Origin of the sequence: Lysinibacillus sp. NPDC093216 (assembly GCF_050280325.1) — a bacterium.
Taxonomy (GTDB): Bacteria; Bacillota; Bacilli; order Bacillales_A; family Planococcaceae; genus Lysinibacillus.
Map to the genome: position 1 here is coordinate 33,479 of NZ_JBNNVB010000007.1, position 22,594 is coordinate 56,072.

23 protein-coding genes are annotated in these 22,594 nt (G+C 35.8%); 15 read left to right on the top strand and 8 right to left on the bottom strand.

Annotated features, from left to right (window positions below):
- Positions 1–254 precede the first annotated feature (254 nt).
- On the bottom strand, positions 255–1,463 hold the full coding sequence (locus tag ACQKOG_RS10180; RefSeq protein ID WP_415730216.1) for a YhgE/Pip domain-containing protein: 1,209 nt from the start codon (positions 1,461–1,463) through the stop codon (positions 255–257).
- Between the two features lie 53 nt (positions 1,464–1,516).
- Complete coding sequence (locus ACQKOG_RS10185; RefSeq protein WP_402869046.1) at positions 1,517–2,098, bottom strand: TetR/AcrR family transcriptional regulator; 582 nt, start codon at positions 2,096–2,098, stop codon at positions 1,517–1,519.
- Positions 2,099–2,450: 352 nt separating this feature from the next.
- Between ACQKOG_RS10185 and ACQKOG_RS10190 the strand changes: the two genes are divergently transcribed.
- The 5 genes from ACQKOG_RS10190 (at position 2,451) to ACQKOG_RS10210 (ending at position 6,180) form a co-directional block, all read left to right on the top strand.
- Positions 2,451–2,774, top strand: coding sequence for a PadR family transcriptional regulator (locus ACQKOG_RS10190; RefSeq protein ID WP_402869048.1), 324 nt, complete (start codon positions 2,451–2,453; stop codon positions 2,772–2,774).
- On the top strand, positions 2,767–3,303 hold the full coding sequence (locus ACQKOG_RS10195; protein ID WP_427446251.1) for a DUF2812 domain-containing protein: 537 nt from the start codon (positions 2,767–2,769) through the stop codon (positions 3,301–3,303). The genes ACQKOG_RS10190 and ACQKOG_RS10195 overlap by 8 nt, the downstream gene beginning before the upstream one ends.
- 201 nt (positions 3,304–3,504) lie before the next feature.
- Positions 3,505–4,035 carry a DUF2812 domain-containing protein gene (locus ACQKOG_RS10200; protein WP_402869052.1) on the top strand — a complete coding sequence of 177 codons (531 nt, stop codon included), beginning with the start codon at positions 3,505–3,507 and terminating at the stop codon, positions 4,033–4,035.
- 11 nt (positions 4,036–4,046) lie between these two features.
- Positions 4,047–4,952 (top strand): ABC transporter ATP-binding protein, encoded by a 906-nt coding sequence (locus ACQKOG_RS10205; protein WP_370077499.1) that lies wholly within the window; start codon positions 4,047–4,049, stop codon positions 4,950–4,952.
- The gene (locus ACQKOG_RS10210; RefSeq protein ID WP_370077501.1) at positions 4,930–6,180 is read left to right on the top strand and encodes an ABC transporter permease; all 1,251 of its coding nucleotides are present in this window, start codon (positions 4,930–4,932) and stop codon (positions 6,178–6,180) included. The genes ACQKOG_RS10205 and ACQKOG_RS10210 overlap by 23 nt, the downstream gene beginning before the upstream one ends.
- A gap of 335 nt (positions 6,181–6,515) precedes the next feature.
- Here ACQKOG_RS10210 and ACQKOG_RS10215 read toward each other — a convergent pair whose 3' ends face one another.
- Positions 6,516–6,911 carry a VOC family protein gene (locus tag ACQKOG_RS10215; RefSeq protein WP_370077502.1) on the bottom strand — a complete coding sequence of 132 codons (396 nt, stop codon included), beginning with the start codon at positions 6,909–6,911 and terminating at the stop codon, positions 6,516–6,518.
- A gap of 375 nt (positions 6,912–7,286) precedes the next feature.
- On the opposite strand from ACQKOG_RS10215, the gene ACQKOG_RS10220 reads away from it, so the two are divergent.
- From ACQKOG_RS10220 to ACQKOG_RS10245, 6 genes are all read left to right on the top strand, one after another.
- A complete protein-coding gene (locus ACQKOG_RS10220; RefSeq protein WP_370077504.1) occupies positions 7,287–7,547 on the top strand; it encodes a hypothetical protein in 261 nt (86 codons plus the stop codon).
- Positions 7,548–7,614: 67 nt separating this feature from the next.
- Positions 7,615–8,787, top strand: a complete 1,173-nt coding sequence (locus ACQKOG_RS10225) for a toxic anion resistance protein (RefSeq protein ID WP_370077506.1) — start codon at positions 7,615–7,617, stop codon at positions 8,785–8,787.
- A 168-nt stretch (positions 8,788–8,955) separates the two neighbouring features.
- Positions 8,956–9,489 carry a hypothetical protein gene (locus ACQKOG_RS10230; RefSeq protein ID WP_370077508.1) on the top strand — a complete coding sequence of 178 codons (534 nt, stop codon included), beginning with the start codon at positions 8,956–8,958 and terminating at the stop codon, positions 9,487–9,489.
- Positions 9,490–9,613: 124 nt separating this feature from the next.
- The gene (gene rarD / locus ACQKOG_RS10235) at positions 9,614–10,519 is read left to right on the top strand and encodes an EamA family transporter RarD (protein WP_370077510.1); all 906 of its coding nucleotides are present in this window, start codon (positions 9,614–9,616) and stop codon (positions 10,517–10,519) included.
- Positions 10,520–10,650: 131 nt separating this feature from the next.
- Positions 10,651–11,040, top strand: a complete 390-nt coding sequence (locus ACQKOG_RS10240; RefSeq protein WP_370077512.1) for a DUF302 domain-containing protein — start codon at positions 10,651–10,653, stop codon at positions 11,038–11,040.
- 552 nt (positions 11,041–11,592) lie between these two features.
- Positions 11,593–13,497: an endonuclease MutS2 gene (locus ACQKOG_RS10245; RefSeq protein ID WP_427446254.1), complete on the top strand. Its 1,905-nt coding sequence runs from the start codon at positions 11,593–11,595 to the stop codon at positions 13,495–13,497.
- A 49-nt stretch (positions 13,498–13,546) separates the two neighbouring features.
- Here ACQKOG_RS10245 and ACQKOG_RS10250 read toward each other — a convergent pair whose 3' ends face one another.
- Positions 13,547–14,797: a helix-turn-helix domain-containing protein gene (locus ACQKOG_RS10250; protein WP_370077515.1), complete on the bottom strand. Its 1,251-nt coding sequence runs from the start codon at positions 14,795–14,797 to the stop codon at positions 13,547–13,549.
- Between the two features lie 138 nt (positions 14,798–14,935).
- Here ACQKOG_RS10250 and ACQKOG_RS10255 point away from each other — a divergent pair, with 138 nt between their 5' ends.
- On the top strand, positions 14,936–16,225 hold the full coding sequence (locus ACQKOG_RS10255) for an MFS transporter (RefSeq protein ID WP_427446256.1): 1,290 nt from the start codon (positions 14,936–14,938) through the stop codon (positions 16,223–16,225).
- A gap of 182 nt (positions 16,226–16,407) precedes the next feature.
- Here ACQKOG_RS10255 and ACQKOG_RS10260 read toward each other — a convergent pair whose 3' ends face one another.
- The 4 genes from ACQKOG_RS10260 to ACQKOG_RS10275 all read right to left on the bottom strand — a co-directional run bounded on the left by ACQKOG_RS10260 (position 16,408) and on the right by ACQKOG_RS10275 (position 20,170).
- A complete protein-coding gene (locus tag ACQKOG_RS10260; RefSeq protein WP_402869227.1) occupies positions 16,408–17,124 on the bottom strand; it encodes a LutC/YkgG family protein in 717 nt (238 codons plus the stop codon).
- Complete coding sequence (locus tag ACQKOG_RS10265) at positions 17,124–18,551, bottom strand: LutB/LldF family L-lactate oxidation iron-sulfur protein (protein WP_402869062.1); 1,428 nt, start codon at positions 18,549–18,551, stop codon at positions 17,124–17,126. Before ACQKOG_RS10265 ends, ACQKOG_RS10260 begins: the two co-directional genes overlap by 1 nt.
- 15 nt (positions 18,552–18,566) lie before the next feature.
- The gene (locus ACQKOG_RS10270) at positions 18,567–19,283 is read right to left on the bottom strand and encodes a (Fe-S)-binding protein (RefSeq protein ID WP_427446258.1); all 717 of its coding nucleotides are present in this window, start codon (positions 19,281–19,283) and stop codon (positions 18,567–18,569) included.
- Positions 19,284–19,441: 158 nt separating this feature from the next.
- A complete protein-coding gene (locus tag ACQKOG_RS10275) occupies positions 19,442–20,170 on the bottom strand; it encodes a FadR/GntR family transcriptional regulator (protein WP_370077522.1) in 729 nt (242 codons plus the stop codon).
- Between the two features lie 438 nt (positions 20,171–20,608).
- Between ACQKOG_RS10275 and ACQKOG_RS10280 the strand changes: the two genes are divergently transcribed.
- From ACQKOG_RS10280 to ACQKOG_RS10290, 3 genes are read left to right on the top strand one after another with little or no spacing between them, the layout of a single operon-like run.
- Positions 20,609–21,319 (top strand): cytochrome c biogenesis CcdA family protein, encoded by a 711-nt coding sequence (locus ACQKOG_RS10280; RefSeq protein ID WP_370077524.1) that lies wholly within the window; start codon positions 20,609–20,611, stop codon positions 21,317–21,319.
- A 53-nt stretch (positions 21,320–21,372) separates the two neighbouring features.
- A complete protein-coding gene (locus tag ACQKOG_RS10285) occupies positions 21,373–21,741 on the top strand; it encodes a response regulator (protein WP_370077526.1) in 369 nt (122 codons plus the stop codon).
- A gap of 22 nt (positions 21,742–21,763) precedes the next feature.
- Complete coding sequence (locus tag ACQKOG_RS10290; RefSeq protein WP_370077527.1) at positions 21,764–22,261, top strand: CcdC family protein; 498 nt, start codon at positions 21,764–21,766, stop codon at positions 22,259–22,261.
- Positions 22,262–22,594 lie beyond the last annotated feature (333 nt).

Sequence of the window (22,594 nt, forward strand, 5' to 3'; positions counted from 1 at the left end):
CTGTGACGCTAATCCCAAAGGCGTCGAATGATATAACCGAAAGTTAGTAATAGCGTCAGGACAAATGTTTACTATGCAACAATATAAGAGGAGGAGGTGGCTCGACTCTCACCCACGGGAAAGCGATAGCCTAGAACGGAAATCACCTTTATTTAAAGTGCCGCATCTTAGCGAAGGTATCTTCACTGTTTTATGATTTTACTACAAAAGCGATGTACCAACTCATCATTAGTACATCGCTTTTTTTGACAATATTATTGAGCCGTGGCAGGGGAAATTTGCTCGCTTTCACTCTTTACTTTTGATTTTTTTAAAGCAACGACCGTCGCAGAAATGCCCAGTGTTACAGCTATGATAATTCCTAACGAGCTACAATCACTCATTAAATTATCAGTGCTTCCACCAAAAATAATGATGAAATAGCCGTCAGCTCCATAAGTAGCTGGGAGAAGTGACGCTAGTTTATTGTAAAAATCAGATAGCATCGCTTGTGGAACAAGAGCACCTGAAGTAACAAGCTGCATAGAAAGAGCGCAAATATTAAAAATCATACCCAAGTTACCAAAAATGATGATAAAGGCTTGTGCTAGGGAGAGGAAAGCCCAGAACATTAATGCTTGAAAAAGGTATACTGTTAAAAAATTTACTTGACTTGAAATATTAAATAGATGCATTAAGCCAATCGTTAATAGCGGAAGGGCAAAGGCGACACCAATATTAATAAGCTGTCTTGCTAGGAACAATCGCCACTTCGAAATTGTATCTTGCACAAGTTGTGCAGCCTGCTGATGCTGCATAATCATTACCATTGCACCAACGAATGACGAAATAATAACCATCAATGGCACAAAATTCGCAGCAAACTCTTCAACATTATTTGTTTTAATAATAGTAGAATCTATCGCATGATCCTTTACACTCATAATTGTTGTAGCAACGGCTTCGTTAATTTGTTGTGCTGTATTTGGCTCCATTGGAAGCTGTGAGAACTTTTGAGAAAATGCCTCAATGGTTTTGCCTTGCTGTAAAGGATAAATATTATGGTTAATTTCCTCTGTTGCTTGTTTTGCTACTCCATCCATCATATTTTTTGCGATGCTTGCATTTGCTTGATTGATAGAGTAAATAATTTCAGCCTCTTTACCTGCTTGTAATTGACTCGTAAAGTTGCTTGGAATATGAATAATCATATGGATATTACGTTGATTTAATTCTTGCTCAGCTCTGTCTAGAGAGGAGTAATTTTCTATTGTAAAAGGTAGTTTTCCTTTTAGTTCATTTGCTACTTGTTGCCCCATCTCAGTATCTTCGCTAATTAGTCCGATCTTTAAATTTTCTGTTCTGTCATTTACACCATCATAGGCAGTCATCCATACGGAAAAGAAAATCACCTGGAATGCAATTGTAATGACAATGCCAATATAAGTTTCTCGAATTTTAAATAAAGCTTGTAACCCTTTCATAAAAGACCTCCTATAAAGTAAGTACTTACTTGCATTGTAAGGAAAAATTTTTTCTAGGGAGTCAATCCCCTAGAAAAAATTGAAATGCTCGTTTTTAACAATTCTTCAGTAGGCATATTAGAAACAATTGTTCCTAAGCGTGCCCGTGACATGAAATGACCAAAATTAATAGCGATAAGAGATAACGCTGCTGCTTCAAAATCAATCTCTCTAATTTTTCCTCTTTCATACATTTCCTGAAAATAATGAATTAGCTCATTTTTAATATGAAGAGGGATATTAGCAATCTCTTCATTAATTTCCGGAAACTGCATCGCTTCCTTAAAACCAATCATTACAAAGTCTTTAATAGACATTAAAAAGTTGAAATGCTTTACAGAGAAATTTAGTAAATCCGTTTCCAATTCCCATGTAACATTTTTATTAATCTCTTGCTGTAGAAGAGGGAAATAGGAAAATTGCTCAATAATGGCTTTCAAAATGCCGCGCTTGTTGCCAAAATGGCGAAAAATTGTTACTTCATTGACCCCAGCTAATTCAGCAATTGCTTTAGTTGTTGCAGCAGTATAGCCCTTCTCACTAACGAGTTGTAAAGCTGCATCTATGATTCGTTCTGCGGTACCTTTTGTAGACAATAGAATTCTTCCTTTCGTGCAAGTAATTACTTACATGCTAGCATAGAGAAATTCCATGTGCAATAAAAATATTAACAGACAATGGAAATCAGTAATGTTTGGATGATAAGAGGAAATGCTCGAATAACCAAGAGAAGAATAAGAACCTCTCGAGTAGCCAGGGAAATCTCAGATGAAACCAAAAATCACTCAAGGTGAATCAAAACAACAACATGGTGCTACACTGCTAGTATGAAAAGTTTTAATAACTTTTTATGGAAAAAATAACATTGACAACTATATCGTTGGCTGATATATTTTTAGTATATCGTATGGCGATATATTGTTAGACGATATAAAAAGGGGGATTTGTATGACTCAAGAACATCCGCCATTAACAGAAGGCGTTTATTATATTTTATTAGCTTTATTTGACACAAGACATGGTTACGGCATCATGCAACTAGTAGAGGAAATGAGTGATGGTCGTGTTCGGCTTGGAGCGGGGACGATTTATGGAGCTATCAAAACTTTACTCGAGCGAGGATGGATTGAGGCGCTAGATGGTGATGGACGAAAAAAGGAATACATCATTACAGAGAGTGGAAAAAGAGTGGTTGAATACGAAATTTTGAGATTAAGGGAACTTTTTGACAATGGCGTCCGTATAACGAAGGAGGATGGAACAAATGGATAAATATCGATTGGCCGTTAACCCGTATGATATTGAGAAATGGGTTAACGATATGGCAAGCCAAGGTTGGCATTTAAAAAAGTTCGCTTGGATACGTTTTACGTTCGAACGTGGAGAACCAGGTAGTTATATTTATCGGCATGATGAAATGGAGCGAAATGGTGCCTCATATGAAGACGAATACTTAGATTTTCTGAGGTCCTCAGGAATTGAACGGGTAGATCGTTCTGGCAATCTCGTCTTCTTTAGGAAACCAGCAAATGATGGACCTTTTGAACTTTACTCTGATAAGAAAAATAAAATGAATAAGCTGTCCCAAAGAATTTCGCTGCTACTATCGCTTATCCTTCTTAATTTGGCTATAGGACTAATTGGTCTGAGTGGGATTTTTTCAGCACAGGCAATAGACTGGATTAAATTATCAATGAATATCACTAATATTCTTGTAGTCGTGTTATTTTCTATACCATTATTAAAACTTGTGCGTGTGCGCAATAAATTGAAGAAGGATTTGGATCTGTTCACAGATTAGTATGGGAGACTGTATGGCTGAAAAATGGTTGCATTTAATGCCAAAAAGAAAGCTACAGTATGGGATTTCATATTTGCTTCAAAATTATTTTCCGGGAAATCAGAAAAATCAATCAATAGTTATAAGACTATTATTTATGCGTATATTTAACCAGGAGTTCGCATCAGTTTTGTATGATTAATAGAATGGAGGTGGGACTTTATGAAAAAAAGAGTGTATCGTTTTTTTCTTGATTATGAAAAGGAAGAAGCATGGGTTAATGATATGGCAGAACAAGGTTGGCATCTAAAGCGTACAATGGTGGGATACTTTATTTTTGAAAAAGGGGAACCTGGTCAATACATATATCGCAATGAACTAGTTAAAGGTAAAAAGCAGGACTACTTTGATTTTTTAGAGACGATGAATATTGAGTTTGTTTCAAAATTTGGCGTATGGGCTTATTACCGCAAAAAGAAATCAGAAGGTCCATTTGAATTATTTTCAGATAGTTCTTCGAAAATAAAATATTTAACATTAATAAGCCGCCTTTTTATTGCCGCAACATTTCTTAATTTATTAATTGGATTTATCAATCTTTATATTTTACTTGGTGAATCAACAGAAAGAATCTTATACACGGGAGTACCATTCTTAAATTTTGTAGTCGTAATAATAATGTGTACACAAATTTTGAAAGTTGAAAGACGTAAAAAAGGACTACAACGAGAATTACATATATTTGAATCGTAGGAGGAAAAAAGATGACATTACAATTAGAGCATGTCACGAAGAAATACAAAGACTTCACAGCGGTCGACAACTTAAATTTCACCATTGAAAAAGGGGAGATTTTTGGGCTGATTGGACAAAACGGAGCCGGTAAAACAACGACATTCCGAATGATTTTAGATTTACAGGAGACAACAGCTGGTACAATTACTTGGGATGGCAAGCCGGTTAATGCTATCAACCGAGATGTACTTGGTTATTTACCAGAAGAACGAGGCATTTTTCCGACGATGAAGGTAGAGGATCAGCTTTACTTTTTCGGTGAGCTACGTGGCATGAAGAAGTCTGTGTTAAAAAAGGAGATTGATTATTGGATTAGTCGATTTGAGCTAGAAGAAAGACGGAAAGATAAGGCTGAAACTTTGTCAAAAGGGAATCAGCAAAAAGTACAATTGATTGCTAGCTTTATTCATAAGCCGCAGTTCTTAATACTAGACGAACCATTCAGTGGACTTGATCCTGTGAATAAAGATTTACTGAAGGATGCTATATTGCTTTTAAAAGAACAAGGCACTACGATTTTGTTCTCCAGTCACCAAATGGATAATGTAGAGGAACTATGCGATCATCTTTGTCTATTAAAACGTGGAGTCTCTTTATTTTCAGGTAGTCTACTAGATTTAAAGAAACAATACGGGAAAACAAGATTGGCAGTACGTACAGAGTGGTCTACAACTCAATTGATGGAACTTGAAGGTGTCAAAGATATTCGAGTAGAGAAAGAGCAAACGGTACTCACTCTAGAGGATGAGAGCTATGCGCAAAGCATTTTCGAAAAGCTTTCAAATGGTAAATATATTGAAAAGTTTAGTTTAGATTACTTATCGTTAGATGAGATCTTTAAAGATAAGGTAGGTGGCAACGTTGTCGAAGTTTAATTTATTAATGAAACAGCTATACAAATCAAAAATAAAATCAAAATCCTTTGTTGTAATGACATGCATTTATATACTTGGGATGTCTGTTGCGGTTTTCTGGTCGGATATTAAAGAGCTTTTTACGGGTGATGATCATACCCAACAAATTGCGATTATCAACGAAACAACAGCAGATTTAAGCGGCCTCTTTGTATCAAATGGCGATATGGAATTTATACAAAATGAGTCAAATATATCGGCGCTTGAGAAAAAGGTTAAGGATGAAAAGTTAGATGCAATCGTTAAAATAACAGATCAAAATGATCAGCTTCACGCTGAAATTTCCACTTTCACTCCATTGAAATTAAATGATCAAGGTGCGATAAATTCGATACTGCAACTTGCTGGCCAAAATTATGCTGTACAACAGTTATCACTAACACCAGAACAAGCAACTCAAATTATGGGTGCAAAAACGATAATCTCTAATAAAAACTTAAATAAAGAGTCTAATGGTGGTAAAAGCGAAGAAGAAAAACAATCAGGGCTAGTTGTATCTTATGCAGTTGGAATTTTAATCTATTTCTTTATTTCTACATTCCTATCTATGATTACAACGGAAATTGCTACTGAAAAAGGTTCACGTGCAATGGAAATGCTACTTGTTAGTGTAAAGCCAGCTACCCATTTTAAAGCAAAAATTGCTGGTGTGCTTTTACTCGCATTAACACAGATGGGTATTATTACAGTTGTCTTCCTAATCTATGCGAAATTTGCGAAGAACGGTTTTGTTTGGGATATGGCAGCTAGCATTGTTAAAGAATTATCGATAGGTTATGTGATATACGCCATTCTATTCTTACTATTAACAATTATTCTTTACTTAATTGTAGGAGCATTATTCGGTTCTTTAGTGTCTAAAGTGGAAGAATCAGGTCAAGTATTAATGCCAGCCATGATGATTACTATCATTGGTTTCTATGTTATGATAACGGGAATGGGTAATCCAGATACACTTATCATTAAGGTATTCTCTTATATTCCATTTACGTCTGGAATGCTCATGCCGATGCGTATTGGGGGTACTGATATAGGCTTAATTGTACCACTTTTATCGTTAGGTATTTTAATCGCAACAATTATTGTGGCTTACTTATTCAGCATTTCATTCTATAAACGCAGCGTGCTGACTTATAGTTCAGGTGGCGTTATTAAGAAAATTAAAACTGTGCTAAAAGTGACAACGTGATGATTAAAGCAGCTACACTCTTTAAGATTAAGTACAAGTAATTGTATTTTGAATTTAATTAACATTTAAAAAGCACATTACTATGAAAAAATTAGTAATGTGTTTTTTTATTTTGAATGATTTATTAAGGGGTTATACATTTTATAATGACAGATTTTCCGAACGGGAAAGCCCCATCCGTAAGGTGTGGGATGAGAGTGAGAGCGGATACGGAGTGCCACTAATAACTGGAAGGTTTAGCGAGATAAACAAAGTTAATTTCAGCGTGTTAAAAGTCCAACTATACAACAGTCGAAAGGTTAAGGAAAACATAAAAAGACCTCTAAATATAGAGGTTAGGGCGCTACTAATTCAACCTTAATTCTGTCTGGGTCTTCAAAATAAACTGCATAGTGTTCTTCCCCTCCTGCAAAGGGATGCTTATCAGTATAAAGAATTTTAATACCTTTTTCTTTTAACTTTTTTGTCATATCGTCAATTTGTTGACGTGAACTTGTATGGAACGCCAAATGATTTAGACCTACTCGACATCTATGGTAAGGTATGTCCATAAATCGTTCATCTGTTTGAACGAAAACGATGTATGTTTCTCCAATCTTCCAACTTTGTCCACGATCCCATTCCTGAAATGGCTCATATCCCAATTCTTCTAATAACCACCCCCAAAAGGTAATTGACTTCTTTAAATCTGAAACATATATTTCAATGTGGTGTATTAGTCCCTGTGACAACGGATTACCTCCTTTTTACATGTTATTTTATCAGATAATTCCAGACTTTTAATTATTTATCCAGAAAACAACAATCTTCGAGAAATCAGCATTAATAATAAAAACAGAAGCAGCCTGTTTTTTTGATGGTTCTGCACTTTTAAATGTTTTATCTATTTTATTAACTAACGACTAAGCATATTGGAAATATGTTGACTTTTAATAAAACGAAAGTAGCTACTTTTTTGCTCATCTGACGACCTAGCCGGAACGGAAATCAACCCAACATTATAGGGGAAAGCCTCTGCTAATTTTAGAAAACAATGTAAAGTATTTCATTGATTCAGTCGAATTTCCTACTGAAACAAGCTATAATTTATGTAAGAGGGTGAAGATATGTTATCACAAGCAAAGATTGAAGCATTATTAAAAAAATCACCAATTCAACGCCTTGCAACACAAGAGGAGAGAGAACAGTTCTTTGTGAAGCTTGAGCAGCAGCTACCTATGAGAAATGAATTGGCTGGAATTTTAAATAATCGTAAGCGATTAAAGCTTTTTGTCAATATTTCTAATACATCTCATTATAGCTTTCAACTAGAGCATCATGAGGCTTCATATATATTAAGTGACTCTTATTTTGTAAGACTTGATTAAAATGAAACTTTTTCAGCTTAGAATCGTATGTTAATAAAAGAGATAAATCGCAGGGGGTAAAACTTTTATGTCTGAATTCGACAACGACCTATTAAAATCAAAAGATCCATTTGCATCAGAAAATCCATTATTACAACCTAATCCATTATTACAGGTGGAGCAAGAGCCAAAAAAACCAGTACTTGTTTCTGAGCAAGAGCTATCACAAATTGCTCAAAATCAACTTGCTTTAAAGCAAGATCCTGAGGTTCATGCATTAGCACAAAAAATTGATGTCAAAGACCAAATTGCTATGCTAGAGCTTGGAAAAGAAACTGCGAATGGTATTTCTACTTTTTCAGATAAAATGCTAGCAACGATGAAAACAAGTAAACTTGAGGAATCAAGTGTATTATTAAATAATTTAAATAGAATTATGGATAAATTTGATCCTCAAGATTTTGCGGAGGATAAAAAAGGTGGCTTCCTTACTAAGCTGTTTAGTAAAGGAAAGGAACAATTAGAAAAGTTTCTATCCAAATATGACAGCATGAACAAGGAAGTGGATGTCATTTTCCGTGAGGTTCAAAAATACGAAGGTGAAATGAAACGTAATACAATTGATCTTGAAAATTTATATGATCAAAACTTAAATTACTTCCAAACTTTAAGTAAATTTATTGCGGCAATTGAAGTGAAAACAGATGAAGTACGTTCATCATTACCAGCACTTGAACAAAAAGCACAAACTGGTGATCAATTAGCGGCAATGGACTATGAAACGATGGTACGTGCCGTTGATTTACTAGAACAACGTCGTTATGATTTAGAAATGGCGCAACAAGTTTCATTCCAATCTGCTCCACAAATTCGATTAATGCAGCAAGGGAATAACCATTTAATCGCTAAAATTAACTCTGCGTTTGTGACGACAATTCCTATATTCAAGCAAGGGCTTATTCATGCGGTGACGTTAAAACGCCAAAAGCTTATTTCAGACTCAATGACTGAATTAGACCGTCGTACGAATGAAATGCTTGTACGAAATGCAGAAAATATTAGTAAAAATAGTGTTAATATCGCGCGTGCAGCTGGTAGCCCAAGTATTAAGATCGAAACCATTGAAACGACATGGCAAACAATTATGTCTGGTATTCAAGAAACGAAGCAAATTCAAGCAGAAACAGCTAAAAATCGTGAGGAAGGCCGTAAACGTATTGAACGTCTGCAGCTTGAATATGAGAAACTGAAAAAAATGTAATCGAAAAGCTTCTTGCATCTCTCTTCGCAAGAAGCTTTTTTACATTGACAAAATAGAAATTAATACGATAATTAGACCAATGAAAAATTTTTTCAAAGGAAGCGGAAAAATGTTAAACAAAGCTATGCCATTACACGAACTCATTAGTGATGGAGTGAAGAAAAATCTATGAACAAAATAAATCCAACTACATTATCGTGTGCAACGTTAAAAGATGGAACACTTTCTATTGATATAACAGAAACACTGATGCTGTTATCGCAAAGTCGCTATCAAGAATTGACACATATAGCTGAGCTATATAATGCTTTACATAAAGATTTAGATGAAAAGCATCATATTCAGGAGCTGGAGCAAAAAAATTTAAAGAGACAAAATATACAGCTTATGGATGATATGCAAAAAATGAAGCAGCAAAATGCAGTCTTGCAAAAAAAGCTAATGGAATACAATTGTATCGTAGGAGAGCTGAAGGAGATCCGTAGACAAAATACAGAGCTATTAATTGAATTAAGTAAACATACTACTTTATCTAAGGAAAACCTGTCAGGTCCGTTAAAATCTATGATACGTGATATGCGGGAGCAGGGTGTTGGTATTAAAGAAATTCAGATTCGCATTAAACGTCAAATTAACCCTGATATTAGTTATAGTATGGTGCGTAAATATATTTCTGAGCTTGAATCTGAACATAAAGAGTAATGTCGATTTGTTAAAATTCGTCATTTACAGTTTCCAATCTAAGACCTATAATTAGTCTATTCTTCAAATGGAAATATAACGCAAAAACATATAGATTCAAAATAGAGTAGGAGAGTTAGAGGCAATGTCAAATGAGAAAAAAGGCGTTTTGGCGGCATTTTTAGCCTATGCTTTTTGGGGTGCATTTCCGCTTTATTGGAAATTGCTTGAGCATGTCCCGAGTATGGAAATTTTATTATCGCGTGTCATTTGGTCTTTTGTCTTTACAGTACTAGCAGTAATAGTATTTAGAATGCGCAAAGATCTTATCGCAGACTTAAAATATTTGTGGTCACACCAAAAGCATTTTTGGCAGCTTGCGGGAGCTTCATTTGTTATTTCAATGAACTGGTATTTATATATTTGGGCAGTTACCCATAATCATTTAATTGAAACGAGCTTAGGCTATTATATTAATCCCTTACTGTCAGTTATTTTTGGGGTTATTTTCTTTAAAGAAGCACTTAGTCGTGCGCAATGGGCAGCTACAGGAATTGCCTTTATCGCTGTAATTATTTTAACGATTAATTATGGGTCAATCCCATGGGTAGCACTTCTTATTGCTTTATCCTTCGCCATTTACGGTGTTCTAAAAAAGAAAATTACGCTTGATGCGACAAGAGGTCTAGCCATTGAAACGTTATTTATTCTACCGTTTGCTTTAGGCTACTATATTTACCTTTTTACAACGAATCAAGCATCATTTTTACATGTTGATGTGAAAACAGACATCCTCATGATTGTGAGTGGTATAGTGACAGCAGTGCCATTAATTTTATTTGCGAAAGGTGCTCAAAATATTCCACTCTATTTATTAGGCTTTATTCAATACGTATCACCAACGATTGTGTTAGTTTTAGGGATCGTACTTTATAAAGAACCGTTTAGTCAAATAGAGCTATTAGCATTTAGTATTATTTGGGCAGCCTTACTACTGTTTTCAGGTTCGAAAATCATTGAAGTGAGAAGAGCTCATCATAAATCAGCCTAAAAAAGGACTTGTAGATATTTTCTACAGGTCCTTTTTGCATATTCCATAAAAATTAAGCTATTCTATCTTTAACTCAGATAAAAAATGTCACGAATGAATTTCGTTTACAATGAAAGAGGAGAAACTACTTTATGGATTTTCACTATACAGTCACATCAAATAAAACGATTGAAGAAACAATTTCAGCTATAGCATTAAATTTAAAAGAACATAAATTTGGCGTTTTATGGGAGCTCAACTTGACTGAAACGCTGCATAAAAAAGGCGTAGATAGTTTTAAAATGCCTTATAGAATTCTCGAGGTTTGTAATCCGGTAGAGGCTGCGAAGGTACTTGGTCATAATGCATTAGTTGGATACTTTCTGCCGTGTAAGATAACGGTTTATGAAGATGCAGAGAAAAAGAAAATCGGCCTTCCAAAACCAACTGCGATGATAGGTTTGTTAAATGACCCAGAATTAAAATTAGTTGCTGAAAAAATTGAAAAGATTTTAATTGATGTATTAGAGAAAAGCAAATGATGAATAGTAATAAGGAACTTTACTTTTCTGCCAGCATATAGTAATATGATGTCAATCAATTAGATAACAATGATTATAAATTATATAAATGAGAGGTGCTTTTGATGAGTGCGGTAGGTTCTAAATAGGAACAACTTAATGAAGTAAATTTAATGACGACAGGGGATTTGTGTCATAAAGTGACCCCTTATTTAGTCGTGGATTTATTTCGATACCTATGAAGATACCTACAATACTTTATAAAGCGTGTAATGGTCTGAAAATGCTTCATTTTGATTGAAGTCTTTTTCACGATGCTTTTTACACATGCCTTGTAATGTAAAAGCTGTGGGATCCCCGCAGCTTTTTTGTTTTTTAATTGAATATAAAGGTTTTCAAACTATTTGTTGAGGTGTCCCTACAAAGGGAAGGACAGTTGTCGTAACCTTGGTGAGACTTCACCTAGTGCTTCACTCCAACATTAGATGTAGAACCAATTTAAAATCATTGCTATCTAATGAGTAGGTATCTTCATGAATGATTATGGAAAAATCATAGTGAGGAGAATTTAAAATGAATCATTCTACTTTTGAGAAGTTACAATACAATGAATTGAAGGATATCGTTAAATCATACTGTGTTAGTGGATTAGGTAAACAGTTATTAGATAAATTAACGCCGAGCCCAAATTTGACAGTTGTTAAAAATCGTTTGAATGAAACGACTGAGGCACGAGCGATTTTAGATGCGGAAGGTCATGTCCCGTTTTTAGGGGTATCCAATATTGACAACACGATTAAAAAACTTGAAAAAGGGATAATTTTAGACCCTAGTGAATTGGTTAGCATCTCTGACTTTTTAAGAGGCTGTAGAAAAATTAAAAAGTTTATGCTGGAGAAGGAATTTTTTGCACCAGTACTTGCATCCTATGCAAATTCGATGTCTGAATTTAAAAGTGTAGAAGAGGAGATTAACTTTGCTATTAAAGCAAATCGTGTTGATTCAGCTGCTAGTAGGGAGTTAAAGCGGATTCGCAATCATATCGAAACAACTGAGGGAAAAATTAAAGAGCGCTTAACTAAATTTTTAAATAATAGTGCCAATAAAACATATATCCAGGAATTTTTTATTAGTAAGAAGGATGATCGATACACGATTCCTATTAAGGCTTCTTATAAAAATCATGTGCAAGGGACAATAGTAGAGGTTTCGTCTAAAGGTGCAACGGTCTTTATGGAACCAAGTACAGTAGGTAAATTAAATGTGGAATTGGCCACTTTGAAAGCAGAAGAAGCGGTGGAGGAATATCAGATTTTGGCGACATTATCTGGGCTACTGATGGAAAATATCCGTGAAATCAACATCAACATGGAATTGATTAGCCAATATGATATGGTGTTTGCCAAAGCTAAGTTTAGCAAGCACATTGGAGGAGTTGAACCAAGCTTAAATGATTATGGCTATATTAAGCTCGTTAATTGTAAGCATCCACTGTTAACAGGGAAGGCGGTGCCACTTCATTTTGAAATTGGTAAAGACTATCGCAGCTTAATCATTACAGGACCGAATGCTGGTGGTAAAACCGTTGTCCTAAAAACCATTGGCTTGTTAACATTGGCTACTATGTCAGGCTTCCATATTGTTGCAGATAAAGGTACAGAAATAGCTGTATTCGATCATATTTTTGTAGACATTGGTGATAATCAAAGTATTGAAAATGCACTTAGTACGTTCTCATCCCATATGAAAAATCTCTCGGATATTATGAGGGCATCCAATAATAATACGCTTTTGCTATTTGATGAAATAGGAAGTGGTACGGAACCGAATGAAGGAGCAGCACTGGCGATTTCCATTTTAGAGGAGTTCTATCATATGGGCTGTATGACAGTGGCAACTACTCACTATGGAGAAATTAAGCGTTTCTCTGAAATGCATAGTGATTTTATGAATGCGGCTATGCGTTTCAATAGTGAAACTTTAGAACCTTTGTATAAATTAGTTATCGGAACATCTGGAGAAAGTAATGCGCTATGGATTTCTAAGAAAATGAATATACGTGAAACAGTATTGCAAAGAGCGAAGGGCTATATTGACAATAAGGATTATCATCTAGAACAAGTAAATGACAGTAAAATCAGGAAGCCTAAGATTGAGCAAGAGAGAACCAAAGCAAAGTATGACTTTAAAAAGGGAGATCGTGTGAAGCTGTTAGATCATGATGACGTTGGAATTGTTTATCAAGAAATGGATAATTTCTATAATGTTGTCGTTTTCTACGAGGGAGAATTTATAAATGTAAATGTCAAGCGTTTGGCATTAGAGCTTCCGGCAACAGAATTATACCCAGAAGGATATGATGTAGAGACATTGTTTGTGGATTATAAAGAACGAAAGCTTCAGCATGACATAGAGCGCGGTTCGAAAAAAGCCCTTCGAAAGATTCAGAAGGAAATAAAGAGAGATAAATCGAGCTAATAATATGAAGGGATTACACATAAATTATAAAATGTGCAATCCCTTTTATTTATTGAACCGAGTTAATTTGTGCTTTTATTGAATAATAAGTTTCTTCAATTTTTTGTTTATAGGGTAGATCAATTAAATACTGAGAATCCATATAGGCCATTTTGGCGATTTCGTAGGCAGTTGTTAATTCACCGAAGTGTGCATAGCAAAGAGCTTTATAAGAAAAACACTCATTAAAGCCTAATATGTCAAATGGATGTAAGATGAATGGGGGAATGTTTGTTAAATGTTCAAATGCTTCTTTAGCCTCTTCATATCGGGCTAGCAAATATAAGGATTTTCCTTTTTCCGCATAGTAAAGATTTTTATCAAATTTAATCAATCCCATATCCATAAGTGGACGAAACCGCTCTATTTCCGCTAGTGCCTTTTCATAATCATGAGTGAAATTGTTATAATAATGCGCTCGTAATGTGAAAATAAAGGCATCTACTTCCACTTGTTCCGCAAAAACTCGATACTGCTCAAGTTTTTTTATCAAATGTTCTGCTTGCTCAAAATCGTTGTCAACCATAGCACAAAACGCTGCAATACGATACATATCATCTATATAAGAGTAAAATTGATTTTTATGTGCATTGGCAATTGTCTCTTTAACGAGTTGTTTACCGGCTTCATATTCTCCGACTGCTAATTGAAAAACACTAATATAATAAGCCATTTTTCCGGCATCTCGTGAATCTAATTGATAATTTTCTTGCTCAGCTTCTTCTTTAGCTTGTAAGATACAGGAATACGCCATTTTATAGTTTCGACCTTCTGTGAATATGGCCGACTGTAATATATAGGTTTCAAACCAATGGCTCAGTAAATTAATTTCTTTAAACATGAAGCGTGCTTGTTGGAGTGGTGACTCCCATGTTGTTAATCCCATTTGATATTGTGCTGTTGCGTAAATATACAGTAAACGACCAGCTTCATAGCTAAGCGGAAGATCTTCTACATAAGGGTTAATTATCTCTATGATTTGCTGCAGATTTTCTGTATTACCTAGTTTTATTTCAGCATATATAGTCTCCACCTGCTCTAAAAGATGACGTATCGTAGAAGGTGCTATTTCTTCAAGTAATTCACTTGCTTTTACCTTTAAACGCTCCGCAATATATTCAAGACTTTCCATCGAAGGTTTGGCCTTATCATTTTCAATTTGACTTAACATACCTTTTGTTAGACGTTCACCAGCAAGTTCCTCTAATGTTAATTTTCGTTCTTTCCTTAATTTGCGAATTCGTGTGCCTAAAGAGTCCACTGCCTCGCCTCCTTTTTAAATCACGTCTTTTGTTTAATTATATTAAACTTTTTGTTGCGTGAAAAGTGGGAGGTGTGTTATATTTTGTTTAATTAAATTAAACTTTTTAATATAATTAAAAATACGGAGGGATTTTAGATGAGTGAAGAGCAAAAATATAAAAAGGCGACGTATCATTTATGGACATTCACAACCAGTAAAATGATCTCGTTGTTAGGGTCACATGTATTGTCATTTGGGATAGGGTTATATATTTTGGCACTGACAGGGTCAGCGATGAGTTTTGCGACAACTATGATATGTTCCATTTTGCCTCGTGCATTAGTCGCGCCTCTGGCAGGGTATGTAGCTGATAATTATTCAAAGAAACGCACGATTTTATTAGCACAAGCAGGAACGATCTTGACCGTTACTGGGCTACTACTTTATACAGAAATGGTCGGTCTGTCGGTTTATGCTATTTATATAGCAACTGTTTTTAATACAATATGCTCAGCCTTTTCAGGTGTAACATTTTCTTCCTCAATCGCAACACTAGTAAATCCAGAACGCCTACAGAAAGCAATGTCATTCAATCAAATGTCAGTGTCATTAGCAGCAATTGGTGGGCCAGTAATCGGGGGAATGATGTATGGATTTTTCTCCATGAAAGCATTTTTGCTTGTACATATGGTGGCCTATGTGATTGCATTTTGCTTAGAAGCAACAATGAATTTTACTCTCTATAGTACAAGAGATCAGGCTATAGAAAAGGAAAAAATGTGGGCTGGGCTTGTTAGTGGCTTTCGCTATATTAAGCTACAAAAAGTTGTTAAAACAGTAATGTGGCTTTCATTATGGATTAATTTGTTTTTCTCTGCCATTGTTGTTGGGGGGACCTATATTATTATTGAATTACTAAAAGTAAAATCAACTCATTTTGGTTTTATTGAAGCTTCAGGTGCAGTAGGTATGCTTGTTGCTTCCCTCATTTTCGCTACACGGAAAGAGGTTAAGGCGCCACTACGTTTTTCTAAAATCAGCTTATTGCTGTTGGCTAGCAGCTTAGGGCTGGCGGTTGTTCCATTAGTAACGAATTTATCCTATTTAGCTATTGTTATCTTTTATATTGTAATCTACTTTATTTTCGCTGTTTTTGAGATGGGGATTAACATGCCAATTGGGGTTTATATGCAAAGGCTGATTTCAGAAGAATATCGTGGACGCGTATTGGGATTAATGGAAACAATGGCAATGTCAATGATGCCGATTGGTATGGTCGTTTACGGCATCTTGTACGATACATTCCCAGCAACGGTTATTTTACTTGTCACAAGTGTCATTATCGTGACGATATCACTAGTTATGCTACGAACATCTGTCTTAAAAGAAGCACATCCAGAGTTTTATGAACAAAAGAAGATAGTAACTGAGAGTGTTGCTAATTAATGTAACAGCGAAATGCGCAGTTTTATCAGCGATAATAGCGGTTTTATCGGCGATTAGTGAGACTTTATCATCGATAATAGCAGTTTTACCAGCGATTCGTAACCATCTATCAACGAGATTATATAGGCAACATACAAAACCAGGCATTTCTTCAATGTTGAAGTATGCCTGGTTGATTGGTTTTACTGATCCTCAATCACAATATAAGTGGCTTTAATTGGTCCATGTACACCAACGATCAAAATCATTTCGATATCTGCCGAATTACTTGGTCCTGTTATAAAGTTAATGCAGGAAGCAATTTGTTCGCCATTTCTAACTTTTTCGCTAATCCAACGAGCCGCTTGTGTCATTCGTGGAACAATGGTACTTTTAGGAATTAAAATAATAGACTTCTCTGGTAAAAAGCTAACTGATCTACCTTTATCCTTATCACTAAAAAGTACAGCAGTTCCTGATTCTGCTAATGTAATTTCACTGATTGTAATGCCAATGTTAGCTTTTTCAGCTTGTCGAATATTTTCCTCTGGTTGCTCAGAATCCCATTCGTACAGTTGAATATTTTCTTGAGGCCATTGCTCGGTCATTAATTTTCCTAGGCCATAGTTTTGGAAACGCTCATCTTTCCATGTTATAACAGATTGACCTCCATAATTTCCAATTACTTTTTGTAAATCTGCAGGAAGATTAGCTGTATTTGTAATGACAATATCCGTATGAATATTTTTGCATTGTTCAACTAAAACCTCTAGTAACTCATCTTTTGTCGCTTCATTTAGGACGCGATCTTGAGGGTTATATTGCCATGTAGGTCGTACGATTTCTGTTTTTGGTGTACGTCCAAGCTGTTTCGCAATGTTTGCTAAAAATACATCTCTATTTTCAATAGTACCTGTCATCATTCATCGCCTCCTTTTTGGCGGTGTTTAAACCAGTCACGGAAATTATCTTTATTGGGGGCAGGAAAATCCCTTGCTTCCGTCCATGCTTTTAGTGGGCCTGGGCCTTTAGAAATTTTTTGATCTTTTGTAAATGGAGCCATTGCTGGTGAAGCCATTTTTGTCGCCATTTTATATAGGGCAGGGGAGGAAGCACCTAGACCAAAGGCCTTCATTAGTAACTTTTCCGATACAGGTGCCTTTCCTTCGTTTTCGACAATTACTTGCCGATGTCTATGAATAAGCTGATGTAATGGTATTTTGACAGGACAAGCATCTGTACAGGCGCCACATAATGTGGAGGCATATGGCAACTCTTTAAAATCTTCATAGCCACCTAATAATGGTGAAAGAACGACACCTACTGGCCCAGAATAGATAGAACCATAAGCATGTCCGCCAACATGTCGATAAACAGGGCAAGCGTTAACACAAGCTGCACAGCGAATACATTGTAAAATAGGCTGGAATTCACTGCCTAAAATATCAGAACGTCCATTATCAACAATTACTAAATGGAATTCCTCTGGTCCATCTGTGTCACCTTCATCTTTGATCCCTGTTAATGTGGTAATATAGCTTGTTAGCTTTTGCCCAACTGCGCTTCTTGTTAATAAGCTTACTAGTACTTCCATCTCTTCAAATGTTGGAACAATTCTCTCCATTCCCATTACCGTAATTTGTGTTTTCGGCAAAGCTGTTACTAAATCTGCGTTCCCTTCATTTGTCACGAGCGTAATCGAGCCACTCTCTGCAATAGCAAAGTTACAGCCTGTAATGCCAATGTCTGCTGTTAAATATTCATTTCTTAATTTTTCACGTACATATAGAGCTAGTTCTTCAGGCTTTTCGGTTTTCTCATAACCTTGTTTTTCTTTAAAAACGTCACGAATCTGCTCCTTATTTTTATGCATAGCTGGAGCAATGATATGAGATGGTGGCTCATGATCATCTACTTGCAAAATGTACTCTCCAAGATCTGTTTCAATAACTTCACACCCGAGCTTTTCTAAAGCGGCGTTTAAATCAATTTCCTCCGTCACCATAGATTTTGATTTTACAATTTTAGCAGCATTCTTTTTTTTCGCGATACTTTGAATGTAGTCCGTCGCTTCTTTCGCTGTTTGCGCAAAGTAAACATGTCCACCTCTTTTAGAGACGTTTTCACTTAGCTGATATAAGTAATAATCTAAGTTCTCCAGCACATGCTTTCGAATTTCTTCGCCGTGAGAGCGCCATTCCTCCCAATGTCCGAGCTCATCAGCTTGTTTTAGCCGACGTGTTTGTAAGCGCTCCTGTGCGCTTGACACAGCTCCGCGCATAAACGTATTTTCTAATTCTTTCGTTACACGATGATTAAAGCGTTCATCACTTGTTTTCATGGACATTTCTTTTACCCCCTCTTAGTGACAATTTAATACTTCCGCAATATGCATGACTTTAATAGGCTTACCTTGTCGATTAATTCGACCACCAATATTGATTAAGCAACCTGCATCAGCTCCGATTAAAATGTCTGCACCTGTTTCTTCAACATTTTGTACTTTTTCATTAACCATTTCTCCAGAAATATTGCCCATTTTTACTGAAAATGTTCCGCCAAATCCACAGCATCTTTCTTTTCCTGGGAGTTCTACATACTGTAGTCCTTTAACTTGATTTAATAGTTTAAACGGTGCATCTGTAACTCCGAGTAGACGTGTCATATGACAGGAAGTATGATAAGTAGCCTTGCCCTCTAAATGTGCTCCTACATCCTCGACTTTTAATATATCTACGATAAACTCTGTAAATTCATATGTTTTATCTGCTAATGCTTGCGCTTTTGGCTCCCAAACAGGATCTCCCTTAAACACTTCTGGGTATTCCTTAAACATATAAGCGCAGGAACCAGAAGGGGAGACAACGTATTCGGCATGTTCAAACGCTGTAATCATTTTTTTCATAGCATTTTTAGATTCTTTTACATAGCCACTATTGTAGGCAGGCTGCCCACAGCAAATTTGATTTTCAGGAAAGTCTAGGTCACAACCGAGCCTTTCAAGAACTTCTACTACAGCTTTTCCTACATCACCTTGAAACATATCAACTAAACAAGTCGCAAAAAGTGTTACTTTCATGAGAATCGCTCCTTTTCATCTTTATTACCCGTAATTCAACAGGTCATCTGATGACTTTGTTTTTATATTACTACAATTGTACAGATGAATAAAAGGTGTTTATTATTAATTTTCAAAAAATTCGAAAACTGCCTATAGTAAAAACTAGGCAGCTGCTGTTATTTCATAGATTCAGTTGTTTCAAAATATTGCATTAAGACCTTTTCCACATTACTTAAATGTGAAGCCATAGCATGTTTTGCGAGCTCTTCATTTTGCTGTTTAATCGCGAGGAAGATTTGCATATGTTCATCATACAGCTTTTCGCTCGTAATTTTTTTAGAGTACAACCAAATTCGACGTGTCTCTTTCATCGTTTCAATCATTAAACCTGAAACCTGGTCCAATATAGTTGTAAGTAGGGGGTTTTGAGATGCTGCAGAAATGGCCGCGTGAAATTGAAAATCCACTTTCTCTCCTAGCTCTCCATCTCCTTGTACTCGTTTCATCTCATCCAAAATTTGCAACATGGACTGTATGTCTTCTTCTGTTCGATGAATAGCTGCGCTAGCCGCTGTGCCTACTTCGATAATTTTACGTACTTCTAACAAATTTGAGATATCTTGCTTATTTGTTAAAATGGCAGTAGATAAGGGGAAATCGAGTTGATTGGATTGATTACTTTTAACAAATGTACCTGAGCCTTGTTTAATTTCAATAAGTCCCATTGCTTTTAAAGCGGAAAGAGCTTCTCGGATGGCAGATCTGCTTACTTGTAATTGTTCAGCAAGTTGTTCTACTGAATCAAGTCGATCACCCGGCTTCAGTTCGCCAGCTCTAATTTTTTCATAGAGGATTTCAGATACTTCCTCATATATTTTTTTCGGTTTAATTTTTCTTAATTCCAAGGACTACACCTCATTTATCTCTATCAATTGCTCTATTGTTTTTTTATTATACATGAAGAAAGTTAATTTACTAACTAATAACAGTAAATTAAAAAGGGTACTACAACTCTGAAATAAGCGGTAGGTAACGGCTTTACAACAGCCCACCATAGCTCTGTTCTAGTGCCTTTTGGATATGCTTAGAAGGACATAACTTGAATTGCAGAATTATGGTGAATTTTGTTGACAGATAATATAAGGGGGCGCATAATGCAAAAGTACATTAGCAAATATACTTTGATTTAATAAGGTCTGAAAATTAAATAAGTATGATAATATGATGGAACTTCACTTTTTTAACACCTTTTTGCCATGAAACGTTCACAAACAAGAAGGGCGCAATTTACAGTGATTTTTGGTACGATGGAGACAGTAACTGTAAGGAGCGAGTGAGAAAATATGGGAACTGATATTAACGTATTTTTAGCTTTAGGTGCAGGGTTTTTAAGTTTTATTTCACCTTGTACTCTACCGCTGTATCCGGCATTTTTATCATACATAACAGGTATGTCATTAGATGAGCTAAAATCGGAACGAGGTATGATGCAAAAACGTGCAATTTTGCACACCCTGTTCTTTTTACTAGGATTTTCAATCATCTTTATTTTGATTGGTCTAAGTGCATCATTAGCAGCCGAGTTCTTCCTTAATTATAAAACATTATTACGTCAGGTTGGAGCCATTTTAATCGTTGTATTTGGATTAATGATTGTGGGATTACTGCAAATTGACTTTTTAATGAAGGACCGAAAATTCCAATTTAAAAACCGACCATCGGGTTATTTGGGATCGGTATTAATCGGAATAGCCTTTGCGGCTGGTTGGACGCCTTGTACAGGTCCAATTTTAGCATCGATTATTGCATTAGCAAGTGCAAATCCAACAGCAGGATTTAGCTATATGTTAGCTTATTATTTAGGTTTTGCGATTCCGTTCTTCGTGTTATCTTTCTTTATAGCACGTATGACTTGGATTCGTACACACAGCCAAAAAATCGTGAAAATCGGCGGTTATATTATGATTGTCGTTGGTGTATTGTTATTCTTTGACGGATTATCGTATTTAACACGCATTTTACAGCCTATTTTTGGTGGATTTACAGGCTTCTAATCTGCTAAACTAAAGAGGCAATACCGTACTTTAACGTGGAGGGAGATGAACATGTGCCTACAGTTTTAGTAGTGGATGATACGCTTTTTATGCGTGTTGCAATAAGTAATATGTTTACTGAATGGGGTTATGAGGTAGTCGGCAAGGCAGTGAATGGTAAAGAAGCTGTGGCGATGTATCGTGAGTTACAACCAGATCTAGTAACGATGGATGTAACAATGCCCGTTATGACAGGTATAGCAGCAGTAAAAGAAATCATCCCTGAATTTCCAGATGCAAAAATAATTATGATTACAGCTTTAGGACAACAAAAGTTAGTCGTGGAAGCAATTGAAAGTGGTGCAAAGGATTTTATGACAAAGCCTTTCGAGCCAGAAAGATTAAAAGCTGTAGTTGATCAATTACTTGGACAAAATTGTTAATGACATTAGAGGAGGAAATTTTATGTTTGACAATATCCCTTCTCAATATTATGTAATAGGTTCAACCATAATGGCCATTTTTATGGGTACCTTTGTCATGGTTATTCGTATGCGTGCATCTAAGAAACCGACAAATGAGAAGAAAATTATCATTCCACCTATTGCGATGTCTTCAGGTGCGTTAATGTTTTTATTCGAACAATTTCGAGTGCCACCCATGCAAATCCTTGAAGCGGCAGCAGTCGGCATGGTGTTCTCAACAATCTTAATTGCCACTTCTAAATTTGAAGTAAAAGGTCAAGATATTTATTTAAAACGTTCAAAAGCATTCGTTTTTATATTAATCGGACTGTTAGTATTCCGTGTAATTGCAAAAATGATATTAAGTAGCTCAATTGACGTTGGTGAATTAGCAGGAATGTTTTGGATTTTAGCGTTCGCTATGTTACTCCCTTGGCGAATCGCAATGCTTGTTCAATTTATTAAAATCAAAAAAACAGTTCCGCTAAAGAATATTTAATAGGAAGACTACACTAGAGAATTTATCTAGTGTAGTCTTTTTTGCGCGTAGTTTGGCTGATGGATAGAGCGGTCCGAGCGATAGAGAGGCTTGGCAAAGTGAAGGATAGAAATCAGAGCGACGGAAAGAATCGACCAAACGACGGAAAGAAGAGTCAAAGTGACGGATAGAAATTAGAACGACGGATAAAGTTGCCGGAACGACGGAAAGAATCGACCAAGCGACGGAAAGAAGAGTCAAAGTGACGGATAGAAATTAGAACGATGGATAAAGTTGCCGGAACGACGGAAAGAATCGACCAAACGACGGAAAGAAGAGTCAAAGTGACGGATA